Origin of the sequence: Desulfurivibrio alkaliphilus AHT 2, assembly GCF_000092205.1 — a bacterium.
GTDB lineage: Bacteria > Desulfobacterota > Desulfobulbia > Desulfobulbales > Desulfurivibrionaceae > Desulfurivibrio > Desulfurivibrio alkaliphilus.
On record NC_014216.1, the window covers coordinates 2,863,629 to 2,886,380 of the forward strand.

The following is a 22,752-nucleotide window of genomic DNA, read 5'->3' on the forward strand; positions in this document are numbered from 1 at the left end:
ATAACATCATGCTACTACGACATACCCCTGCGGAAATTACCGAGCGCAAGGCCCTGGCCATCAACCCGGCCAAGACTTGCCAGCCCATCGGGGCCATGTACGCGGCCCTGGGGATTCACGGCTGTTTGCCCCACAGTCACGGCTCCCAGGGGTGCTGCGCCTACCATCGCAGCACCCTGACCCGCCACTACAAGGAGCCGGTCTCCGCCTCCACCAGCTCCTTTACCGAAGGGGCCTCGGTGTTCGGCGGCTCGGCCAACATGCTCCAGGCCATCAGCAACATTTTCAGTGTCTATAACCCGGAGATCATCGCCGTTCATACCACCTGTCTCTCCGAGACCATCGGTGATGATCTGCCCCAGATCAAGAAGAAGGCCCAGATGGAAGGCAAGATCCCGGCGGGCAAGCACGTGATCAGCGCCTCCACCCCCAGCTATGCCGGCTCCCATGTTACCGGCTTCAGCAGCATGGTCACCGCCATGGCCGGGATGGCCGAATCCACCGGCAAGAAAAACGGCAAGGTCAACATCATCCCCGGCTGGGTGGAGCCGGCGGATATGGAAGAGATCAAGCGCCTGGCCGGCCTGATGGGGGTGAAAAGCATCGTCTTCCCCGACACCTCCGGGGTGCTTAACGGGCCGCTGTCCGGCGAATACAAAATGTTCCCCGAGGGCGGCACCACGGTGGCGGAACTCAAGGCCACCGGCGATGCCGTGGGCACCCTGGCCCTGGGCGACTGGTGTTCCGGCGATGCCGCCCGCTACCTGGACAAGGAACACAAGGTGCCCTGCAAGATCCTTGATATGCCTTACGGGCTGGCCGCCACTGATCGCTTCATCGACGCCCTGCGCACCATGGCCGGCATCACCGTGCCCGATGAGGTGGCCCTGGAGCGAGGCCAGTTGGTGGACCTGATCTCCGACATGCACCAGTATCTCTACCAGAAAAAGGTGGCCATCTTCGGCGACCCGGATCAGCTCATCGCCATGACCGAGTTTCTGGTTTCCCTGGACATGCAGCCGATCCATATCGTCACCGGCACCCCGGGCAAGAAGTTTGAAAAACGGATCAAGGAGCTGACCGCCGGCCTGGGCCGCCCGGTCAACGTCAAGGCCAAGGGCGATATGTTCCTGCTCCACCAGTGGATCAAGCAGGAGCCGGTGGATTTGCTGATCGGCAACACCTACGGCAAATATATCGCCCGCGACGAGGATCTTCCCTTCGTCCGCTGGGGTTTCCCGATCCTGGACCGCCAGGGCCACCAGTATTTCCCCACCGTGGGCTACAAGGGCGGCCTGCGGCTGCTGGAAAAAATCCTCGGAGAGTTGATGGACCGCAAGGACCGCGACGACCCGGAAAGCAAATTCGAACTGGTACTGTAAGGAGGCAAAAATGGCGATTCCAGCCCGGCAGATTCTGGTCTGCCAAAGTTTCAGGGTGGCCGGCGACAAGAAGGGCATCTGCCACAAGCAGACCGACGGCTTCCTGCAGTACCTGGAGGAGGAGATTCTGGACCGGGGGCTCGACTGCCTGGTCAGCGCCACCACCTGCCTCAAGCAGTGCGAGTCCGGCCCGATCATGGTGGTTCAGCCGGAAAACTGGTGGTTCAAGGGAGTGGCCAGCGAAGAGGCCATCGACGCCATCCTGGACGGCATTGAAGAGGGCAGTCCGCCCGAGGCTTACCTGATTGCCGGTTGAGCAAGCATAACGCATAAGGGGACAGCTTCAAAGCTGTCCCCGATTAAGTCTACCTTTTAACAGGAGCAAGGCCATGGCCAAGAAAGACGCGGAGAACTTTTTGATTGCCGGCGGGGAGGACCGCGCCATGCGGTCCCGTTACGATGCCATCAAAACCATGGAAGATTTCGTGGCCGCCGCCAACGGCGAAGGCTATGCTTTCACCATCGAGGAGTTCCAGGCAGTGCTACGGGAGGCCGGCGATTCCTTCGACCTGATCGGCAACCCGGCCAAACGCCAGATTTGGTGGGTGTGAATCCGGTCAATTTTGTCCATGATCGCCACACTTCTACTGATTTATACCGGCTTATAGCATAAAACCCGTATACGCCGGTATAAATCAGTAGAAGTCAATATTTTTAAATGGAGCCGTTTCACAAAGTAGGTAGAACACTTCTCCAGGTTGATAGCCCTTCGCAGTTGTGTTCGAGCTGTTTTACCACCAATATTTTCAGTCACATTCCTGTTCCAGGAACTCCATGAAGTGGCATACATTTTGCTCTCTGAAAATTTAATACCAAGTGCAGGCTAGATGGTCAAGCATTGGGGTCGTTGTGAAATTTTTTCAAAATGGTGCCCCTTAAAAAGACTTGACCAGAGATTGAAAAGCGGTTAAATTTGCATACTATAGTTATCGGCAAGAAAATTAAGTATGCAAAGAATGGGGGAGTTTTCAATGTATGGTGAACCTTCTAAGGCCCAAAAAGTAACTGGATACACGATATATAATGCCGAACAACAGAGACGGACGAAACGAAACGACTTGCCAGATTTTTACCCAGACTTGCCTGAAAAAAAGTATGACATAATTTATGCTGACCCGCCTTGGGATTATGGCGGCAAACTACAGTTTGACAAGAGCAGCAAATCGGTTGAAGAGATAGATTTAAGTAGAAAAATATTTATCAGTTCGGCTAATTTTAAATATCCGACGATAAAAACAAAAGTTCTGAAAAAAATCCCCATTTATGAAATTGCAAAAGAAGATTGTTTGCTATTTATGTGGGTTACTAATCCGCACCTAGCTCAAGGGATAGAGCTAGGAACTTCTTGGGGGTTTGAGTATAAAACGGTTGCATTTGTCTGGGACAAGATGGTTCACAACCCTGGGCAATATACACTCTCATATTGCGAGTTATGTTTGGTGTTTAAGAGAGGAAAGATCCCTAGACCGCGAGGGGCAAGAAATATCAAACAACTTGTTCGTGTTCCTCGTGGAAAACACAGCGAGAAACCATTGGAAGTATTGAAGAACATAGAAAAGATGTTTCCAACACAAGACAAAATAGAATTATTTGCTCGTCACCAACCAAATGGATGGGATGTATGGGGGCTTGATGTCAGGGAAGAGTATGAATCTGGCGAAACTAAGCAAGAAGAGGTGCTATATGCTCCTCGAAGTGGTCAAATAACACTGTGGGATCAGATGGGTCACGCCAAAAGAAAAAATGAGCAGTATGATTTCCATACCAACAAGTAATCTCTCTGACCCTACAGGGATCTCGGGTTATATCACCCTGGAAAACTGTCCAGAATGGCAAAGCGTTTCCGCCGATATTTCCCTCTTTCCTTAGACAGGAGTTTAACCACTCAGCCCAGTATTAAGCGACAAAATAACGCATATTCAAAAAGCTATTCCTGCTCAGGCTGTAAGACCCCATTCACAACTTTATAGCCCAAAGCCCGAAGAATTGCCGCCTGTTTTTCGTTGGGTTCCTCCAGGCGTCGTTGGGCCTTTCGTGCACCGGTGGGCCAGAGCAGGCAGGAATGCAGGGTGCGCAGGCGCTCCATGGCCTCGGCGGCGGAGATCCTGAGCCCGTTACGGGCCAGGCGAATTTCCAGCAGACGCAGATAGGCCAGGGCAACTACGCAGGTGAAGATATGGCACCTGATCTTGCCGTCGGTCCAGTGGCGCAGGGGCAGCATGGCCACCATTTCATGATCCTTGCTCTGGCGGAAGCTCTGCTCCACCACGTAGCGGTCCAGGCCGGCCTGGACGATCTCGTCGGTGTTCCAGTCAGGATGATCGGTCACCAGGATGTTCTTGCCGAAGTAGTCGATGTGGCGGCCGATCCGATAGTGGTTTTTGCGACAGTTCATCTGTAAGCGCTTGCCGTCTCGAAACAGCTCCACTCGGTATAGATCATCCGGCAGGTGCAGTTCCCGGCAGAGGTTGAGATAACGCTCCTGCACTGTCGCGGGGTTACGCCACTGGGCTGCCTGGCCGTTGACCTTGTGGCGCATCAGGTGCACCTCTTCCTCCAAACGCAGCATTTTCTGCTCGAAGGCGTAACGCTGCTTGGTGGCGGTGCGGGGATTATAGGTGACCACCACACTGCGCTCTCTGCCCCACAACTCTCGGCTGGTACGCCAGGCCAGCAACAGGTCGTCATCGCGGCCTTTGGCCTTGAGCTGCCGGTTCTTGGCGGTATCGACTACCTGGAAATGCTTGCGATCCACATGGATCAGCTCTTCGGCGTAATGGGGTGAATAGCTGGTGACGAAATGGAGCCGGTCATTGGCGTCGATGGCGGCGATATTCTCCTCGGCGTTGATCCCCTTGTCGAAAACAATAGTCATGGTGCCTTGGTCGCCCCGGCCGGCAACTTCGAACAGTTCCTGGGCCAGCTTGAGGAACACCTTGGAATCGTGCCGGTTGCCTTCATACTCCCGGTAAAATAGCGGCAACCGGTTGTCCCTGGCCACCAGCAAAGCCACCCCGACCTGCCGCAGCCAGTGACGCCCCTCCTTGTTTCGACCTCGTTGGGCCAGTTCCGAAGAGGTGTTGCCGGCCATGAAGGTGTAATAGTTGGTGGTATCGAACATCACCGCATCCGCCGATGATGGCTCCAATTCCGCCAGCTTACGGAAAAAGAGATCGGCCACCGCCGCCAGCTTGGCACTGTCCATCTTCTCCCACTGCTTCCAGTAGGCCTGGGAGCTCAAGGCATCAAGGGCCACCGGCCGGATCTGCTGGATGGCGGTGGTGCGATACCACTCCGCCAAGGCCCGTTTGGACTTGGGGGCCACCATCCGATTGGCGATGGCATAGAAGAAATAATCCCCCACCGAAGGCGAGCCCTTTCTTTCCGCCGGCGACAGCACCGAATCGACCAGGCCGGCGATGTTGACCTCCCGGTCCAGCAGCTCGGCCAGCCACAGCGAGCCGAACTCCTGCACCTGGATCCGCTCGACCTCCCGGCTACCAGCACCCTTGGCCAGCTCCAGCAACCGCTCGGGGCTGCCGAGATAGACCTGGTTGACCACCTTGGGTTTGCCATCAACCCGGGCGGTCTCCCGCAGGTAATAGTAGGGTCTGCCTTTTTTGATTTTTTTGTGTATGTGTGCCATGCCCCAGCTTATTAAGTAGGGGCTCACGCTGTCAAGTAAAAAATGAATTATTTTTGCAAAAACAAAAAGAAAAAGTGTTTTCGGGGGTTAAGCTTGAGGGGTCTTACGGATTTACGGTCGGTAATGTGCTGATTTTACGTTGTTATGATGTTGTGAACGACCTGCTGCGGTTAAACTCCTGTTAGAATTTCAAGAAGGCCAGGGGTGAAGAATTTGCATGATCTTTCGTGGGCATTTCCACGCCCATCTGACCGTTTCCCACCCTCTACCCAGCCATCTTGACGCTTGACCTCAACATATATAGTCTTGCCAGTTCTTGTATTGTCTATGGCATAGTCTAAATAAACTCCATGTTTGGTAATAGGCTCTTGAGGAGTATAAATTTGAGACATTTCTGGCTCAGAGAGTTGGACGCTTACATAAATATTTGAAAATTCTTTTGGTTTCGCTCTTATTTGATATTCTGTGTCCTCGAAAACTGCTTTAAATGCATCATAGAAATTGCTTTCAGCCTTTCCTGCATTCTTTCCGCTATAATCCTGCCATTTCTTACGTAGTCGATTATGTTCACTTGCCATTATCAACAAACTCCAATAGTTCTATCAATTTAACGTCGAGAGCTTTAGCAATTTTCATCATATTGATAAGGGTAATATTTTTTTCTGCACGCTCTATCATGCCAATATAGGTACGGTGTAGACTCGCCTTAGAAGCAAGCTCTTCTTGAGACAACCCTTTATTTTTGCGGGCCAATTTGACTCTTCCGCCAAATTGAATTAGCGCCTGGTTCTTCGTTGACATAGTTACCCCCTAATATGGATATCTAACTTTAGTATGCATTTTTAGTCCACATACTAAAGTTGGCATTTTGTGGAGGGTTGTGAAGAATAGAGAAAATATCGGTGGGCGGATGAAGGTAGGCGTTATGGTTTTTTTTGTCGGTAAAATGTTATTAAATTCAACGAGGTGAGAGACATGGAAAACAAAAAAATCACCATTGCAAACATCGCTTATGGTCAGCGGGCGGCGCCAATGTACTTGCCGCGTTAGCGCCGTCATCGTTTACACCGTCCGCTGAATTATTTTGTTAGTGTCTCTTTTTGAATTTTGGTTTTGTCGGCAAACCAAATTGTGCTTGCTCACTCCTCTGAACTGAAATTAAGTGGTCACGGAATGCCGGATGAATCTCCCAGAGGGCTTTTTGCATGTCATTCCACCGTTCATTACACACAAAATTAGGGTCATCTGAAGGGTATACAAAGCGGTAGTTATCCTTTTCCCGAGAGTCTGAGATTCTGGGAAAAATAAACCCGATTAAGAACAGAAAGGACCATAATCTAAAGAGTTGCTCGTCATCATCTGGATTTATGATCATTCCAGAAAGCTTAATCGAGAAAGAAGATGGTAAAGATTTAAGATGTTTTTTGACCTGTTCTGATCCTGCCAAAAATGAGCCTTCATCATATTCCAATCTTGCAAAAGATCGAATTATTTGGGGTAAAGAGGGGCATTCCTTCTCGTATTCTTGGGAAAGCAATGTTGCTCGTTCTTCTGAATAAACAGGCATAACCTTCGCAAGAATATCGTCTGTGATTTTTGTTACAGGTGGCTCCAGAGCCTGCTTGGCAAGCATGTTGACCAGTTGGACCGCATCTCTCGGACGTTCTCTTGACCTTGACTTGATAATATCCCGCCAGCTGCTACGTTTCTGGCTTGTTGGCATTTTGGGCCTTTCTCCTTCAAAAAAGAAAGGATAATGAGGTTTGTTTTCCTTTGCTCCACATTTTTTAGCTGCCAATACTAATCGACGCTCAATAATTTCCTGCACATGGTCAAGGTTTGGATTTAGTGCAAATACGAGGCGAAGAAAATGGTCCCATTGGTCACGTTGGCCAACTTCTTCTTTTGACAACTCGCGCCAAATCTCATCCCGTATGGATATTATTACTCTTGATTTTGGGATTCTTTGGGCGATTTCTCGCGCTGCAAGCAATACTGCCCATATCCTATTTAAATGACCAGGGGAGCCTGGAGAAGCGACTTGATCTGTGTCATCAATAAATAGATAAAAGGCTCCAGATGATTCATTGATGTTTGTTTTGAGTGCTTTTTCAAGTTTTGTTGAACTTGCACGATCAGCATTTGGCAGCACACTGGTAAAATCTACTGTTGTAATCGGTTTTGATACAGCGGCTAGGAACCTTGAGAGTTTTCCCACAAAGTCCATATCTTGGACGCCTGACGCTATAGCCTCATTGTATAAAACTGCATTATCTCCTTTAACATATCCAGTAAGCTGAGAACCAATATTCTCAGCGAGAGCCTTTAGGAGCCCTTTGTAAGCAATTCTGGTTAACTCCCCCGATGAGCCTTCATGGGGCATATTGTCAAGATCAATGTCTAAAGGTTTCAGAAGTAGTGCAGGTATATTTGCCTTGAGCAACATATTAATGGAAAAATCAATAATTGCACTTTTACCTGATCCTTTTTTCCCAACTAGTAATCTAGGACTATTTGGTGGAGGTGTAATTATTTTTTTATATTCATCAGTTTGAACGAATGCTTCATTAAGGATATGCTTCTCACCTTCTGTTGTGCCAGTGGGAACATAATATAGAAGAGCGTTCATCCTTTCTTCAATAAGTGATGCTTGCTGGTTCATATGAATTTTCCCTTTTACGCTTACGCTACTGATAAGCCGCGCCTTCTTGAGCGCCAGAACTTGGCGCAGCAGTATCCAGCGTCGGCTTAATTGGCTGGTTAGTAATAGATTTCTCTGTTGTCTCTTTGAGATCGTTTCCTTTCGCCTGAGTTTCGTCCTGTACTTTTGGCGACACAGTTTCGGTCCTCACGGATTCAAGGGCTGGAAGTTCTTTGATTTCTTTGTGCAAATCTGATCGAACAGTCCAGGCTAGAGATGCCATTGAAACGATAATTGCAAGGCCAGAAAATATTGCAGGCACCCATAATTGCCATCTTTTTGAGCGGAGTGACGAGAGCACAGATACAAGGTAAGGAAAATGTACGCAGTCTTTATCTGTGTCTGCTCTTCGCGCAAATAAATGCACCCAACTGTTGTCACTCTTTTGATATGAATATCGGTTATCAAGATCGTAATACAGTCTCCCCCATACTATATCAACATCAACACGCAAAGACTTTGCGACCGCTGTGATGTCAACCGGGACGTAATTCTTGTTCGTTCGTGCGGGGTTACCTTCCTTCCATTCCTCGTAATCATCTACGTGTCGCTTGTATATTTCTTCAATTATCTGAAGATCAGATGGAACCTTCATCTGCACTCCTAACGTCAAAATTGATCATCGGGCCGACATATTAGCAGCAAATGAACCATCGTTTATTTCCGTCTGCTCGAACGCATTGGTGGTAAAATGTTTTGCAATTCAACTGCAAGGTAAACAACAATGCACAAATTAGATATTTTATTTATTTAATGAAACCGAGAAAGGAATGACGGGCTCTAATGCTGAAATAACGGCATTCATTACTTGGTATGTTGTTAATGATTTTGGCGAAGTTAATAGATTTTTAAAATAATACGATAGAAACTGCAATGATATAAAAATAGATTTTACAAATATTCATACTTCGTTGTCTCAAGAGATTTTAAAAAATTTCCCCACTTACAACAGATATATCCTTTCGGGTTTCGACGAGGAACAATTACGATTGAATCAATGGCATCAACCAGTATCGGTTCTTTGTGCCAAATTTCAACGTAAGGAATGCAGTTGTTACCAGAAACTTCAGAGCCATGACAAAATGGGTTTAGAACAAGATTGGTTAGTAATTTACCATTTAATATAAGGAGAAATGTTATAGGTGAAAAATTTGTTATGAATTCTTCCCATGCTTCAAATGATAAATATATATTAAATGGTCTTTGTCTGAAATCGAATAAACAGACCCAATTATTTAAGTACCCTATATTATGTTTTGACTGTTCATAAGTTGGGTTAAATTTGCTTTCGCCGTTATTTGTAGCGCAATTAGGCAATATTGTTTTTGTTTTGATAATTAATTTGAGCGTTTCTACTTTGCATCTATAGAATATTTTGTTGTCTATTATTGGAAACAATGGCGCGATAGGTGTTGAATTAAAACTTTCTATTGAATCTTTATACCCATCTTTGTCTTCGTATGGGATATCGTTTAACTGAACTTTCGGACTTGACCTAACTGGCCGTTAAAATGTTTTTATTTCTGCCATTTCCCGCTGGGGATAACAACATATGACAAGCTGTATCCATCAATACATTGATGATTCTTCGCACGGCATCTTCGGTGAGCTCACCGAGTTGCCGTATTTTGTCCAGGGCCAGGGTCATGATGCGCTGGAGCGCTTCGAGCAGGGTGATGTCCTGCATCTCCTCGGCACAGGCGTAGAAGAGGGAGCCCAAAGCCCGCTCATCGTTGTCCATCCGCTGCTGGAAGGAGAGGAAGCAGTAACGGATCATGACTATGGTGGCATGGGCGATCAGTCCGTCGAAATTCCGCATCTGCACCTCCTTTTCCAGGTTGAGGTAGTGCTTGACCACTTTGAACATCACCTCGATATCCCACCGTTTACCGTAGGTCTGAACGATCTCCTCCTCGCCGAGTTCCAGATCGGTGGACAACAGGGCCAGCCAGTTTTTGGTGCTGCGATGCCGGACGAAGACAATTTTGGCCGGCAAGCCACATGTCAGCTCCACCGTGGTGCTGGCCAGGATTTTGGCCCGCCCCGGTCGTTTGTGCAGGTTCCGGTAGATTTCCCCCACTCGCCGGGAAACACCCTGATGCCGGAAACGGATATTGGGCATGTCCTTCAGCATGCAGATCACTGGCCTATGCCGGTGCAGTTTCCTGATGATCGAGGGAAAGGCGAACCAACTGTCCATCAGGATGTAACCGAAGTCGATGCCGCTTGCCATGATCCGCTTGATCATACCATCCAGCAGATCGGTGGACTTGGTCACCGCCTCTTGCCGGCGCCGGGCAGCGCAACAACGCCGGTCAAGTCGTCTTTTCTCACCCCACAAACGTTTCTCCGGTTCACGCGAAGAAAGCAAGGCAAAGTCCACCGGCAAGGTGTTGTAACCATCCGACCAGGCCATGGTCAGCAGCTTGAAGCCCCTGGTAAACCGTTTACGGCAGTTGTCACGCACCCTGGCCAGCAACTCCACCTTGCGGGCATGGGGCCGTTCGTAGGTGCTGTCGTCGATGATCAGCACCTTCCGTTTTGGCTCCTCGGTCAGCAGGGAGAAAACGGTGGCGATTTTGGCCGCCAGTTGCAGCAGCAGCCGGCGCCAGTTGTAGTTGGCCCCCTGCAGGAGGTCATAGGCGGCGTCCTTGCCAAAGCCCTGCTCCCGTTCCACGATTCCGCGAAAGAAGTTCTCCTGGTTGAAGGCCAGCATGAAGATGGACTTCAGCAGCCGAACCGGCGAAGCGCCCCGCAGCTTACGGATACCCGCCCGGTTGAGCAGGGTGCCGAGGGAGAAGTTGTCAAAGAACTGATCGACTTTGCTGTTCAGTTGCCTTACTGCTTGCTGTTCTTGGCTGCCCGTGATATTTTGCATTCACGCCTCTTCTTTTTGATTTTATTGAGTTTTTGGCAATTCCCAATATATCAAAAAGCAAGGGGCGTTTCACGTTTTATTTAGTTAAATCAGGGCTTTGAGTTTATTTTTTTCTCAAGTCCGAAAGTTCAGGTTTAATGTAAACGGGTATTTTATCATGTTTCACCAAAATTATTTTAAATGCTTTTAATCAACAACCAATTAAGCATGTATTGCTTTTATCTAATTCAATTTGTGTATTTATATGGTGCCAGCAAGTGATTCAACAAACCTGAATATCACCCCGTTTTGGGAGATAGCTATCCACATCACCCTTACTTTTCTGTGTATCATTACAACCGCGATGATATCCACCAGACGGGCCAAGCCCCCCGCGCCATATCACTCGCCCGCTCCCAGCGCCTCCAGCAGCCGCCGGTAATCCGGCGATTGGCGCAGGATGCGGCCGCCGGCCTCGGTCAGCATTTGCACCTGCTCATCCGGGAGTTGCAGGGCGGTCTTGATTTCCTGCAATTGGCGGCGCAGCTCCGGGTCGGGTTCCGCCTCGAAGGTCACCCGGGAAAAGTAGTATTCGATGGGGTTCTCCTCCTCGGCATCCTCGAACTGGCTCTTGATCGTCTCGATGTAGCTGCGGACCTGCTCGATGGAGTCGGACGAATAGTTCTCCATCGGGGTGGTCGCCGCCGCGTTGAGGACGGTGAAGATCGAGGGCGGGCGGGCGCTGCGGTCCATCTTGGCGGCCGTCTTCGGCTGGGCGTCCACCACGATGATCACCAGCCGTTTGATCTGCCGCCGGCCCTGGTGCTTGTTGAACTTGGCCAGGATCGAGAGCGGGCTGGAGACCGAGTTCAGCCCCAGCATCGGCTCGCGCAGGCCCAGGTTGTCGGCCAGGCCGCCGTCGCTCAGGTGGATGTAGGCCCGTTGCGGGTCTTCGTAAGACTCCCAGGCCACGGCCCGGTCGTAGCGGGCCGAGTTCAGCTCCAGATCCTTTTTGGCCCCGCGAATCCAGGCCGGGGTGGTGTAGCCGCAGCTCTCTTTGGGGTGGTTGGTGAAGGTGAGCGGGGTGAAGGCCACCGGGAAGGCCGAGGAGGCGGTGACCCCGCGGGAGAGCTGGATTTGGTCCAGGTCCGAGCAGAGCCGGTCGAAGTGGTCCTGGATGAAGGAGAAGCCGGCGCCGATGCTGATATCCGTCGCGTTGAGGACGATGAAGGGGCGCTGCCGGGGCAGGTCGGCGAAGGTGGCCCGGTTGAAGATCGCCTCCCCGTAGTAGCGGTCCGCCAGATCGCTGCGGCCGTAAGTCCACGACCCCAGCCGCCCCCAGTTCCAGGGGGCCAGCACCCGCCCGATCAGGGCGCTTTCGATCCGCAGGGCCAGGACATCTTGCGGGAAGTCGGCCAGAAAGCGTTCCTGGCCGTAGAGGCCGTAATAGGCTGCGGCGAAGCTGCCGCCGGATACCGAGGAGATAATGTCCACCTCGTCGAGCAGGGTGGCGTCGGAGCCCGGCAGCCGGGCGGCAGCAAGTTCCTGCATCGCCCCGTAGGCGAAGGCGGCCGCCCGGGTTCCACCCCCGGAGAGGGCCAGGATGATGAAGGTTTCATCGCTGTTGCCGGGGTTCAGCGCCAGGTTCTGAAACCGGTAGCCGCTGGCGGGATCGACCTTGGTTAGCGGCGGGTTTTCCGGAAACGAGGCGCAGCCGCCCAGGAGCAGCAGCACCAGGAGCAGGAAGGCCGGCCAGAGCCGCTTGGGGTTGGCGGCGGCCATCATGGCGTGAACTCAATAATCAGGGGGTTTCTTCTGGTGGTGGCGGAAACCTGGCGGGTGATGGCGGCGGGCTGGTAGTTTCGCGGTTCGCCGAGGTGGAAGGTGTAGGTGCCGGATTCGCCCAGCATCAGCACCTCGTTGGTATCCCCCAGCGGCTGGTCATCGACGAATACGGTGCGCTGTTCGCTGAAAACAACCTTGATCCAGTTCATTTCCCTCCCCCCGCTACGGGCCGTCGGCAACGTCCATTCGCTGAAAATGCCCAACCGGAATTAGTACCCTTAGCCAAGGAGAAAGATGATTGCAAGCAAAAAGGCGCCGGCCCAGCTCGTAGCGCATCTCGACGCTGGTTTCCTGGTCGCCGGTTGCGGCGAAAAAGGGTAAGGCGGGGGACGTTATGTTGTGAGGACGTCGAAACGCGCCATCAAAAACTCCGGTATCGGGCCAGAGGCAAACCGTTCCGCTCGGCATATTCGTTGGAACTCTCCAGCGCCGCCTGGTTCTCCTCCAACCACAATTGCGCCCGCCGTTCTGCGGTTGCCTGCGCCACACCTTGCTCCGCCGCCCGCGAAATATTTACTTGCAGCAACCGGGCTTCATCCAGCAAACGCGCACTGATCGATATGTTGGTCGCCCGCCTGGTGCCCCTAAGTGCCGACTGAACTGTTCCCATGGTTGTCATCCTTACGGTTGTTGCAATTATCTAATAAACTTATCTCAAATAGTATCCATAGACAATGCGCACGTCAACTGTAAGGCCTGTATCAGGGAAAGAGGAAGAAGGGGACAGAGCTATTTTTTGACATTATCCGAACCTTATTGTTGTGTTTCTTTCCTTTTGGTTGTGTTGCCGCCGTGAGGTTTTATCCCGGCAAAATCGTGGTCGGCAAATAATGGCCGTATTCCGGGCTGGTGGCTGATTGGCACAGGCCTTGCTCTTTAGGTTGGTCATGGTCGATTCCGCAAGAGGCGGCAGCATGAGTTCAGTAGCGATCAACAAGGGGAAAAACATGCAAGCAACGGTTTTGGAATCCCGGCAAGGGCAGATTTGGCGGAAAGACGACGCTCCCATGGTGATGGAGTGCAACAAGGACAGCCTGGCCGGGGCGGTGAGTCAGCGGGCTTGTGTTTTTTGCGGCTCGCGGGTGGTGCTCTATCCCATTGCCGATGCCCTGCACCTGGTGCATGGCCCCATCGGCTGCGCCGTTTATACCTGGGATATCCGGGGGGCGCTCTCCTCGGGGCCGGAGCTGCACCGGCTCAGTTTTTCCACCGACATGCAGGAGCGGGACGTAATCTTCGGCGGCGAAAAAAAGCTTTACCGGGCTCTGGTGGAGCTGATCGACCGCCACGCCCCGGCGGCGGCCTTCGTTTACTCCACCTGCATTGTCGGGATCATCGGCGATGATCTGGAGGCGGTTTGCCGTAAGGTTGCCGCCGAGAAGGGGATTCCGGTGCTGCCGGTGCAGTCGGAGGGCTTCAAGGGCAACAAGCGGGCCGGTTATCAGGCCGCCTGCAATGCCATGCGCCGGCTGGTTGGCACCGGTGAGACGGCGGGGATCTCCCCCTACAGCATCAATATTCTGGGGGATTTCAACCTGGCCGGCGAACTCTGGCTGATCCGCGACTATTTCGCCCGGATGGGGGTGGAGGTGGTGGCCAACATCACCGGCGACGGCCGGGTGGCCGATATCCAGCGGGCCCACGGCGCCGCCTTGAATGTGGTGCAATGTTCGGGGGCCACCATGGAGTTGGCCAATATGATGGAGTCCGATTACGGCATTCCCGCCATCCGGGTCTCCTATTTCGGGATTGAGGATATGGCGGCGGCTCTCTATGCGGTGGCGGAATTTTTCCCGCAGGAGCCGGCCATCATGGCCCGGACCCGGGAGTTGGTGCGGGAAGAGCTGGCGGCGCTGCTGCCGGAGCTTGAGCAGTACCGCCGCGACTTGCAGGGCAAAAAGGCGGCCATCTACGTGGGCGGGGCCTTCAAGGCCTTTTCGTTGGTAAAAGCCTTCCGGACCATCGGCATGGAGGTGGTGATGGTGGGCTCCCAGACCGGCACCGCCGAGGACTACCGGGAGCTGGCGGAAATCACCGACCCGGGCACCATCATCGTCGACGACTCCAACCCCTTGGAGCTGGCTTCATTTCTGCAGGAAAAGGAAGTGGATATTTTCGTCGGCGGGGTCAAGGAGCGGCCCATTGCCTACAAGCTGGGAGTGGCCTTCTGCGACCACAACCACGAACGCAAGGAGATGCTGGCCGGTTTCGAGGGGATGCTCAACTTTGCCCGTGAAGTCCACGCTTCGGTAACCAGCCCCGTCTGGCGGCTGCTGCCCCGCCGGGCGGCATCATGAGCGGGAAATGAGATGCTTCCGGCACCATTTAAGCTGATTCAGATGCACCCTTCCAGGATAATCGGCAGCGGGTCGATCAACTCAAGCGCTGGATGGTTCCAAAGGGTTGACCAGTTTAGTGCCGTGGCCGGATAACCGGCGGTCAGCCAGGCCAGGGACAGGTGCAGATGGTCCGGTGGCGCGGAATTGCCCGGCTTGCCGGCCGCGGCTATCAGCGCCAGGGGAGAATCGGCTGAAACCTGGGTTCCGAGGTCAACCAGCGGCTCTACGTGGGCGTAAAGGGAAACCAGCCGTCGTTCCGGCCCATGGTTGATTGGGTGGCAAACCACCACGGTGCGGCCCAGAAAGTCGTTTAGTAGTGCCGTCACTTCCCCGGCCCATAGGGGTGGCACCAGGGCCCGGGCCGGTAAGGCCAGGGATTGCCCCCGGGCATCAAGCAGGGCAAAGAGGTCCACCCCTTCATGGGGAGTGGGGCGTCGGCTCTGCTCACGCCACCAGGCAGACTGTTCCTTGAAGCCCATTCCCGGTTGCATCTGCCAGCGGCAATGGGGGTTCAATTGGTTTAGGCGCAGGAATTCGCCCCAGAAGGGGGTGGCAGGAATCATGGGGGACCTTCGCAGTTGTTGGGTGGAAGCTTTTTGGTTGACAAACCGGCGATGCAGCTAAGTATAATGATAGTATATAAGTTCAAAAAAATCTGACGAACTTTCCAAAATGGGGTGTCTGGCGGTGGATAAGCGGCTTGCCGATTTTGAAGATATTTGCCGGGAAAAGGGGCTGAAAATTACCCATCAGCGCCTGGAAATCTACCGGGAGTTGCTTTCTGCCACCGACCACCCTTCGGTGGAAGCTGTTTTTCAGCGGGTGCGCCAGCGCATTCCCACCATCTCCATCGACACCGTCTACCGAACCCTGGCCATGCTGGAGCAGTCCGGCATGATTCATCGCATCCAAACCATGGAAGGTCTTGCCCGCTATGAATCGGAGTGCGGCCTTCACCATCACCTGATCTGCAACAAGTGCCATGAAGTCGTGGATTTCACCTGGGAGTTGTTCGATTCCCTGGAGCCGCCGCCGGCGGTTAAAAGCTGGGGGGTTAGCCAAGGGAAGAATATCGTGATCACCGGGGTCTGCCAACAGTGCTTGGAGCGGGAGCAAAAATAAATAGCTATTTTTTTGTTGCCAAACCAGAAAGATTCCTAGATAGTATAAGGAACTAATAAGGCTTTTGGGGGCTCGCATCCCAAAGACCCTTTTGCTGGAATTTAATCCCAACCCAAAGGAGATCCGCCATGAGTGAAATGAGTAAGTGCCCGGTAACCGGTAAAACCGGCAGCACCACCGCCGGCAGAGGCCCAACAACCCGCGACTGGTGGCCCAAGCAGCTCAACCTGGGCATCCTTCACCAGCACGCCCCGGCCTCCAACCCCCTGGGGCCAGACTTCAACTACGCCGAAGAGTTCAAAAAGCTCGATCTGGCGGCGCTGAAGAAGGATCTGGTCGCCCTGATGACCGATTCTCAGGAGTGGTGGCCGGCCGATTGGGGCCACTACGGCGGCCTGATGATCCGCATGGCCTGGCATAGCGCCGGCACCTACCGCACCGGGGATGGCCGGGGCGGGGGCGGCACCGGCAACCAGCGGTTCGCCCCGGTCAACAGCTGGCCCGACAACGCCAACCTGGACAAGTCCCGCCGCCTGCTCTGGCCGATTAAGCAGAAATACGGCAACCAAATCTCTTGGGCCGACCTGATGATTTTAGCGGGCAACTGCGCCCTGGAATCCATGGGTTTCAAAACCTTCGGCTTCGGCGGCGGCCGGCAAGACATCTGGCAACCGGAAGAGGACATCTACTGGGGTTCCGAGGCCGAATGGCTGGGTGATAAGCGCTATAGCGACAGCGGCGAGCGCAAGCTGGAAAATCCCCTGGCCGCCGTGCAGATGGGGCTGATCTACGTGAATCCCGAAGGCCCCAACGGTAACCCCGACCCGGTGGCCTCCGGCCGCGATGTGCGGGAAACCTTCGCCCGCATGGGGATGAACGACGAGGAAACCGTGGCCCTGACCGCCGGCGGCCACACCTTCGGCAAATGCCACGGCGCCGGGCCGGCATCGCACGTGGGCCCCGAACCGGAAGCCGCACCGCTGGAAGAGCAGGGGCTGGGCTGGAAGAACGCCATGGGCAGCGGCAAAGGCGGAGACACCATCACCAGCGGCATTGAGGGCGCCTGGAAACCCAATCCCACCAAATGGGACATGGGCTACCTCAACACCCTGTTCAAATACGAATGGGAGCTGGTCAAGAGCCCGGCCGGGGCCAATCAGTGGCTGGCCAAGGACGTGGCCGAGGAGGATATGATCCCCGACGCCCACGACCCGTCCAAAAAACGCCGGCCGATGATGACCACCGCCGACCTCTCCATGCGCTTCGACCCGATCTACGAGCCCATCGCCCGGCGCTACCAGCAGAACCCCGAGGAGTTCGCCGATGCCTTTGCCCGGGCCTGGTTCAAGCTGACCCACCGCGACATGGGGCCCAAGGCCCGTTACCTGGGGCCGGAAGTGCCGCAAGAAGACCTGATCTGGCAGGATCCCCTGCCCGCCGTTGATCACCCCCTGATCGACGATGGTGACATCGCCGATCTCAAGGCCAAGGTGCTGGCCTCGGGCCTGTCGGGGGAGGAACTGATTGCCACCGCCTGGGCCTCGGCAGCCACCTTCCGGGGCTCGGACAAGCGGGGCGGGGCCAATGGCGCCCGTGTCCGCCTGGCGCCGCAGAAGGACTGGGCCGTGAACCAGCCGGCGCAATTGACCAAGGTGCTGGGGGGGCTGGAAACCATCCGGCAGGAGTTCAACGGCGCCCAGAGCGGCGGCAAAAAGGTTTCGCTGGCCGACCTGATCGTGCTGGGTGGTTGCGCGGCGGTGGAAGCGGCGGCCAAGGCGGCCGGGCACGCCATTGAGGTGCCCTTCACCCCCGGTCGCGCCGATGCCTCCCAGGAACAGACCGATGTCAAGTCGTTTGCGATCATGGAACCCGAGGCCGACGGTTTTCGCAACTACCAGAAGCAGACTTACAGCGTCACCGCCGAAGAGATGCTGGTGGACAAGGCCCACCTGTTGACCCTGAGCGCCCCGGAGATGACGGTGCTGGTCGGTGGGCTGCGGGTGCTGGGGGCCAATGTGGACCAGTCGCCGCATGGCGTCTTTACCAAGCGGCCGGGCCAGTTGACCAACGATTTTTTTGTTAACCTGCTGGACATGGCCACCGTCTGGCAGCCCACTTCCGACGCCCGGGAAACCTTTGAGGGGCGCGACCGCAACAGCGGCGAGCTCAAGTGGACCGGCACCCGGGTGGACCTGGTTTTCGGCTCCAACTCCCAGTTGCGGGCCCTGGCCGAGGTCTATGCCCAAGATGATACCCGGGAAAAATTCGTCGACGATTTCGTGGCCGCCTGGAACAAGGTCATGAACCTCGATCGCTTCGACCTGGCCTGATCGGGGCACCAAGCAGCAGGCTTAAGAGCCGGTTCAGCGGTCGGTCCGCCGCCGCTGAACCGGCCCCTGGTTGTATAGCGCCCAATGATCGATTGGGACAGCAGGCTGGATCATCAGCTATGGCCGTATTGCTTGGCCACCTGAATGTCTGGTCTGCTTCCATTTTGTCGCAAGCCCTACCCGGCGACCCACTGGCTGCCGAGGAAGGTGGGGCCTGGTGGGGACAAATTGTTGGCTGATCGGCGGCGCTTCTCATTTCTTTTCTCTCCCTGAATTCAAGATGTTGCCTGTTGTCCGGCGTCTCTTGTGCCGCCGTCATTCGCCCTTGAGGGGTGGTTGGCGGCCCTCTTTGGCATGCCCATTGCTCTAGTCCCATGGCAAGTGGATCGTCACTGATGGCGGAGGTTGTCAGCCGCCGCCGGCGATCCGGTTGGAACCAAAACGGGAGAGCACCATGGGCAAGAAAACACCGGATTTTATTTCCACCACCAACGCCTGCAAGCTGTGCCGGCCCCTGGGGGCGGTGCTGGCCTTTCGCGGAGTGGCCGGGGCCGTGCCCTATTTGCACGGCTCTCAGGGTTGCGCCACCTACATGCGGCGCTACATCATCAGCCATTTCAATGAACCCATCGATATCGCCTCCTCCTCTTTGGGGGAGAAGAATGCCATCTACGGTGGCGGCCCCAACCTGATGCTGGGGTTGCAAAACGTCACCGCCAAGTACCGGCCGGCGCTGATCGGCATTGCCACTACCTGCCTCACCGAGACCATCGGTGATGACCTCAACCTATTGTTGGCCCAGTACCGGCGGGAGTTTATCGGCGATGATGACAGTGCCCCCCTGCTGATCCGGGTTTCCACCCCCAGCTATGCCGGCAGCCACATGGAAGGCTTCCATGGTGCGGTCATGGCCCTGGTGGAGCAGTTGGCCGCACCGGCAGAAAGCGATTCAGTGTCGGGTCAGGCAATGCCGACCGAGGCGGGGATCAACCTTTTTCCCGGCCTGGTCTCGCCGGCGGACCTGCGCCTGCTTAAAGATATCCTGGCTGAATTCAACCTGCCGGCCACCATCCTGCCCGACTTCTCCGATACCCTGGATGGCCCGGCCCTGGAAGATTATCCCCTGATTCCCCCAGGCGGCACCGAAATCGCCGCCATCGCCGGGATGGGCCGGGCGGCGGTCAGCATCGAATTTGGCCGCACCATCCCGGATAATTTATCCGCCGCCGGCTGGCTGGCAGCTCAACGGGGAGTAAGCCGCAAGCAATTGGGGCTGCCGCTGGGGCTGCGGGAAACCGATCGCTTGATGGAGTTGTTGGCCCAATTGGCGGCGAGCCGGTCGGCCCCCACCGGCTGCGAAGAATCCCCAACTTCGGCACAACCTGCCTTGCCACCCCGCCAGGCGGCCGCCCGTGGCCGCCTGCTGGATGCCATGGTGGACGGCCACAAGTACCTGGCCGGTAAAAGGGCGCTGGTTTACGGCGAAGAAGACCTGGTGGTAGGGCTGAGCTCGCTTTTGGCGGAACTGGGTATCCGGCCGGTGCTCTGCGCCTCCGGCGGCAAAAGCGGCAAGCTGGCGGCTGCCATCGGCGAGGTGACCGGCGAGCTGCTGCCTGCCGGCAGTAGCCCGGAGGTTTACGAGGATTGCGATTTCTTCGATATCGCCGAAAGGGCCCGGCAGCTCAAGCCGGATCTGATCATCGGCCACAGCAAGGGTTATTCCCTGGCCCGGGAACTGGCCATTCCTCTGATCCGGTTGGGGTTCCCCATTCACGACCGGCTGGGCGGCCAGCGGATTCTCCACCTGGGCTACCAGGGCGCCCAGCAGCTTTTCGATACCATCGTCAACACCCTGATCGCCCACAAACAGGACAGCTCGCCGGTGGGCTACAGCTACATGTGAGCAAACTGCAAATCTTTCAACCGTTGGCCGCGCCAACAGGTAAAGGAGTAATCATGAACGCAACAGCAGACAGAGCTAATCATCCCTGCTTCAATCCGGCGGTTAAGGGACAGTTTGGGCGAGTGCACCTGCCGGTGGCGCCCCATTGCAATATCAAGTGCAATTACTGCAACCGCAAATATGACTGCGTTAACGAATCGCGGCCAGGGGTTACTTCCACCGTGCTGACCCCCGACCAGGCCTTGGTGTACGTGGATCGGGTATTGGAGCGTGAACCCCGGATCAGCGTGGTGGGGATCGCCGGCCCCGGTGACCCGTTTGCCAACGCCGAGGCCACCATGGAAACCCTGCGGCTGATCAACGAAAAGTATTCCGACAAGCTGCTTTGCCTGTCGAGCAACGGAATGAATATCGGCCCCCATATCCCGGAGCTGGCCGCCCTGAATGTTTCCCATGTCACCATCACCGTCAACGCGGTGGACCCGGAGATCGGGGCGCGTATTTACGGTTGGGTGCGGGACGGCAAGGTCCTTTACCGGGGCCGGCAGGCCGCCGAGCTGTTGCTCCGCCGCCAGTTGGAGGCCATTGGCCGGCTCAAGGCAGCCGGGATCACGGTCAAGATCAACTGCATTATGATTCCGGGCGTCAATGACCAACATATCCCGGCGGTGGCCGAGGCGATGCGCGATTTGGGTGCCGATCTGTTCAATTGCATGGCCCTGTTCCCCAATGCCGGCACTCCCTTTGCCGAGATCATCGAGCCCAGTAAGCAGGAGCTGGCGGCAATGCGGGCTAAAGCGGAAAAATTTCTGCCCCAGATGCGCCACTGCACCCGTTGCCGGGCCGACGCCGTGGGCCTGCTGGGCGAGGACAAAAGCGGCGAAATGCAGGGCTGCCTGAGTGCCTGTGCCACCCTGCCGCCCCCGGCCCCGGCCGATCGGCCCTATGTGGCGGTGGCCACCATGGAAGGCATTCTGGTCAATCAGCACCTGGGCGAGGCCGAAGTTTTTCAGGTTTTCGAGCCCCACGCCGGAGGCTACCACCTGCGGGAAGAACGCCCGGCGCCGCCCAGGGGCGGCGGGGTGCGGCGCTGGATCTCTTTAGGTCGGGTGCTCAACGACTGCCGGGCGGTGCTGGTCAGCGGGGTGGGGGAGACCCCCAAAGAGATCCTGCGCGAATCGGGGCTGCGCACCGTGGAGATGAACGGCTTTATCAATGAGGGCCTGAAGGCCGTTTATGAGGGCGGCAACCCGACCCTGTTCAAGGCCAGGCAGGCCAAGTCCTGCTCCAGCGGCGGTTGCCGGGGAGCCGGCGAGGGCTGCGGGTAATATTTGGTCTTACTGTTTGCTAAAATGAGGTTATGGATATGGTTGGCTTGATTGACAGCACCTTACGAGAAGGATTGCAAGGGGTCGGGGTTGAACTGAGCCTTGACCGGCAGGTGGCGGTGGCCGCCGGCTCGGTGGCGTTGGGGCTTGAGGAGCTGGAAGTGGGTCCGGTGGGTCTGGCTGCGGCTACCATGGAGCCGGGCGATTACCTGGCCCGCTTGATCCCCCGGTTGCGCCACGAAGCCGGGGTGCGGCGGTTGGCCCTCTGGTGCCGGTGTTTGCCGGATGATATTGAACGCTCCCTGGCCCTGAACCCCGATGTCCTGGCGCTTTCCATTCCGGCCTCCCATCGGCAGATGACCAGCAAGTTGGGCAAAACGGCGGCTGAAGTTCGAACCCTGGCCGCCGCCGCCCTGGAATTGGCCCGTGGTCGGGTGCCGTACCTGGCTTTGGGGCTGGAGGATGTTACCCGGGCGGAGCCGAATTTTGTTCGTCAAATGGCGGTGCTGGCGGTGGATCATGGTGTCGATCGTTTGCGTCTGGCCGACACGGTGGGTATTTCCGCCCCGGATGAAATTGCCGATCTGGTGGGACGGGTGCGGGAATATCTCCGGGAGGCCGGCGGCGACGGCAGGGGCAACCAGGTGGCCATCGGGGTCCATACCCACAATGATTTCGGCCTGGCCGGAGCCAATGCCATTGCCGCCCTGGCGGCCGGGGCCGATTGGGCCGACGTCTCGCTGTTGGGCTTGGGTGAGCGGGCCGGTTTGGCTCGCCTGGAAGAGGTGGCGACTTACCTGGCCCTGCGCCGGGGTCATCATTACCGGCTGGAGCGCCTGCCGGAGCTGGCGCAACAGTTGGCCGGCTTCTGCGGGCGGGAAATTCCCTCCTGGCGACCGGTGGTGGGCCGCGATGTCTTCAGCTGTGAAACGGGACTCCATCTGGCGGCCATCCAGCTTGATCCGGCCAGCTATGAGCCCTTCGCCCCGGAGTTGGTGGGGCAACGTCGCACCCTGCTCTACGGGGTTAAGGCCGGCCATCGGGCCATCGCCCGGCAATGGCGGCGCTGGCAGGAGGGTAGCGGTCAAGGAAGAAAGGCGCCGGTTGCGGCCGGCAAAAATCGGGCAATCCAAGGCGCCCCCGCCGGCCTGTTGGCCAAGGTTCGGCAAACGGCCCGTGAACTGCGGCGGCCCCTGACCTGCGAAGAGTTGCAGCGGGTTTTTCTGAGCTATGGTTAAG

Annotated in this window: 20 protein-coding genes and 1 pseudogene; 10 read left to right on the plus strand and 11 right to left on the minus strand. The window is 55.7% G+C overall.

What is annotated here, in order from left to right:
* The first annotated feature begins 8 nt into the window (after positions 1–8).
* The 4 genes from nifK (at position 9) to DAAHT2_RS12490 (ending at position 3,217) form a co-directional block, all read left to right on the plus strand.
* Positions 9–1,382 carry a nitrogenase molybdenum-iron protein subunit beta gene (nifK, locus tag DAAHT2_RS12475; protein WP_013164635.1) on the plus strand — a complete coding sequence of 458 codons (1,374 nt, stop codon included), beginning with the start codon at positions 9–11 and terminating at the stop codon, positions 1,380–1,382.
* Between the two features lie 10 nt (positions 1,383–1,392).
* Complete coding sequence (locus DAAHT2_RS12480) at positions 1,393–1,698, plus strand: (2Fe-2S) ferredoxin domain-containing protein (protein WP_013164636.1); 306 nt, start codon at positions 1,393–1,395, stop codon at positions 1,696–1,698.
* A 73-nt stretch (positions 1,699–1,771) separates the two neighbouring features.
* Positions 1,772–1,993, plus strand: a complete 222-nt coding sequence (locus DAAHT2_RS12485; RefSeq protein WP_013164637.1) for a Nif11-like leader peptide family natural product precursor — start codon at positions 1,772–1,774, stop codon at positions 1,991–1,993.
* A gap of 396 nt (positions 1,994–2,389) precedes the next feature.
* Positions 2,390–3,217, plus strand: a complete 828-nt coding sequence (locus DAAHT2_RS12490) for an MT-A70 family methyltransferase (RefSeq protein ID WP_157861483.1) — start codon at positions 2,390–2,392, stop codon at positions 3,215–3,217.
* Here the strand turns inward: DAAHT2_RS12490 and DAAHT2_RS15385 are convergent.
* The 10 genes and pseudogenes from DAAHT2_RS15385 to DAAHT2_RS12520 all read right to left on the minus strand — a co-directional run.
* Positions 3,171–3,278: pseudogene (locus DAAHT2_RS15385) on the minus strand (MunI family type II restriction endonuclease); the annotation flags it as partial. The gene DAAHT2_RS12490 and the pseudogene DAAHT2_RS15385 overlap by 47 nt on opposite strands.
* Positions 3,279–3,369: 91 nt before the next feature.
* Positions 3,370–5,088 (minus strand): IS1634 family transposase, encoded by a 1,719-nt coding sequence (locus tag DAAHT2_RS12495; protein WP_013164225.1) that lies wholly within the window; start codon positions 5,086–5,088, stop codon positions 3,370–3,372.
* A gap of 170 nt (positions 5,089–5,258) precedes the next feature.
* Entirely contained in the window at positions 5,259–5,666 is a 408-nt protein-coding gene (locus tag DAAHT2_RS14490) for a MunI family type II restriction endonuclease (protein WP_013164639.1), read from the minus strand.
* The gene (locus tag DAAHT2_RS12500) at positions 5,656–5,889 is read right to left on the minus strand and encodes a helix-turn-helix domain-containing protein (RefSeq protein WP_013164640.1); all 234 of its coding nucleotides are present in this window, start codon (positions 5,887–5,889) and stop codon (positions 5,656–5,658) included. The genes DAAHT2_RS14490 and DAAHT2_RS12500 overlap by 11 nt, the downstream gene beginning before the upstream one ends.
* 286 nt (positions 5,890–6,175) lie before the next feature.
* On the minus strand, positions 6,176–7,750 hold the full coding sequence (locus tag DAAHT2_RS14755; RefSeq protein WP_013164641.1) for a P-loop ATPase, Sll1717 family: 1,575 nt from the start codon (positions 7,748–7,750) through the stop codon (positions 6,176–6,178).
* A gap of 25 nt (positions 7,751–7,775) precedes the next feature.
* Complete coding sequence (locus tag DAAHT2_RS14760; protein WP_013164642.1) at positions 7,776–8,384, minus strand: hypothetical protein; 609 nt, start codon at positions 8,382–8,384, stop codon at positions 7,776–7,778.
* 900 nt (positions 8,385–9,284) lie between these two features.
* A complete protein-coding gene (locus tag DAAHT2_RS12505) occupies positions 9,285–10,667 on the minus strand; it encodes an IS4 family transposase (protein ID WP_013164045.1) in 1,383 nt (460 codons plus the stop codon).
* Between the two features lie 381 nt (positions 10,668–11,048).
* The gene (locus DAAHT2_RS12510) at positions 11,049–12,431 is read right to left on the minus strand and encodes a patatin-like phospholipase family protein (protein ID WP_013164643.1); all 1,383 of its coding nucleotides are present in this window, start codon (positions 12,429–12,431) and stop codon (positions 11,049–11,051) included.
* Positions 12,428–12,640 carry a hypothetical protein gene (locus tag DAAHT2_RS12515; RefSeq protein WP_013164644.1) on the minus strand — a complete coding sequence of 71 codons (213 nt, stop codon included), beginning with the start codon at positions 12,638–12,640 and terminating at the stop codon, positions 12,428–12,430. Before DAAHT2_RS12515 ends, DAAHT2_RS12510 begins: the two co-directional genes overlap by 4 nt.
* Before the next feature lie 212 nt (positions 12,641–12,852).
* Positions 12,853–13,101, minus strand: coding sequence for a type II toxin-antitoxin system CcdA family antitoxin (locus tag DAAHT2_RS12520; protein ID WP_013164645.1), 249 nt, complete (start codon positions 13,099–13,101; stop codon positions 12,853–12,855).
* Positions 13,102–13,438: 337 nt separating this feature from the next.
* On the opposite strand from DAAHT2_RS12520, the gene nifE reads away from it, so the two are divergent.
* Positions 13,439–14,788 (plus strand): nitrogenase iron-molybdenum cofactor biosynthesis protein NifE, encoded by a 1,350-nt coding sequence (gene nifE, locus DAAHT2_RS12525; RefSeq protein WP_041719023.1) that lies wholly within the window; start codon positions 13,439–13,441, stop codon positions 14,786–14,788.
* A gap of 38 nt (positions 14,789–14,826) precedes the next feature.
* Here nifE and DAAHT2_RS12530 read toward each other — a convergent pair whose 3' ends face one another.
* Positions 14,827–15,393: a M23 family metallopeptidase gene (locus DAAHT2_RS12530; protein ID WP_013164647.1), complete on the minus strand. Its 567-nt coding sequence runs from the start codon at positions 15,391–15,393 to the stop codon at positions 14,827–14,829.
* A gap of 124 nt (positions 15,394–15,517) precedes the next feature.
* Here DAAHT2_RS12530 and DAAHT2_RS12535 point away from each other — a divergent pair, with 124 nt between their 5' ends.
* The 5 genes from DAAHT2_RS12535 to DAAHT2_RS12555 all read left to right on the plus strand — a co-directional run bounded on the left by DAAHT2_RS12535 (position 15,518) and on the right by DAAHT2_RS12555 (position 22,751).
* The gene (locus tag DAAHT2_RS12535) at positions 15,518–15,952 is read left to right on the plus strand and encodes a Fur family transcriptional regulator (RefSeq protein WP_218915018.1); all 435 of its coding nucleotides are present in this window, start codon (positions 15,518–15,520) and stop codon (positions 15,950–15,952) included.
* 128 nt (positions 15,953–16,080) lie between these two features.
* Positions 16,081–18,282 carry a catalase/peroxidase HPI gene (gene katG / locus DAAHT2_RS12540; protein WP_013164649.1) on the plus strand — a complete coding sequence of 734 codons (2,202 nt, stop codon included), beginning with the start codon at positions 16,081–16,083 and terminating at the stop codon, positions 18,280–18,282.
* A gap of 454 nt (positions 18,283–18,736) precedes the next feature.
* Positions 18,737–20,185, plus strand: coding sequence for a nitrogenase component 1 (locus DAAHT2_RS12545; protein ID WP_013164650.1), 1,449 nt, complete (start codon positions 18,737–18,739; stop codon positions 20,183–20,185).
* Between the two features lie 53 nt (positions 20,186–20,238).
* On the plus strand, positions 20,239–21,513 hold the full coding sequence (nifB, locus tag DAAHT2_RS12550; protein WP_013164651.1) for a nitrogenase cofactor biosynthesis protein NifB: 1,275 nt from the start codon (positions 20,239–20,241) through the stop codon (positions 21,511–21,513).
* Between the two features lie 38 nt (positions 21,514–21,551).
* Positions 21,552–22,751: a hydroxymethylglutaryl-CoA lyase-like TIM-barrel protein gene (locus DAAHT2_RS12555; RefSeq protein ID WP_013164652.1), complete on the plus strand. Its 1,200-nt coding sequence runs from the start codon at positions 21,552–21,554 to the stop codon at positions 22,749–22,751.
* Position 22,752 lies beyond the last annotated feature (1 nt).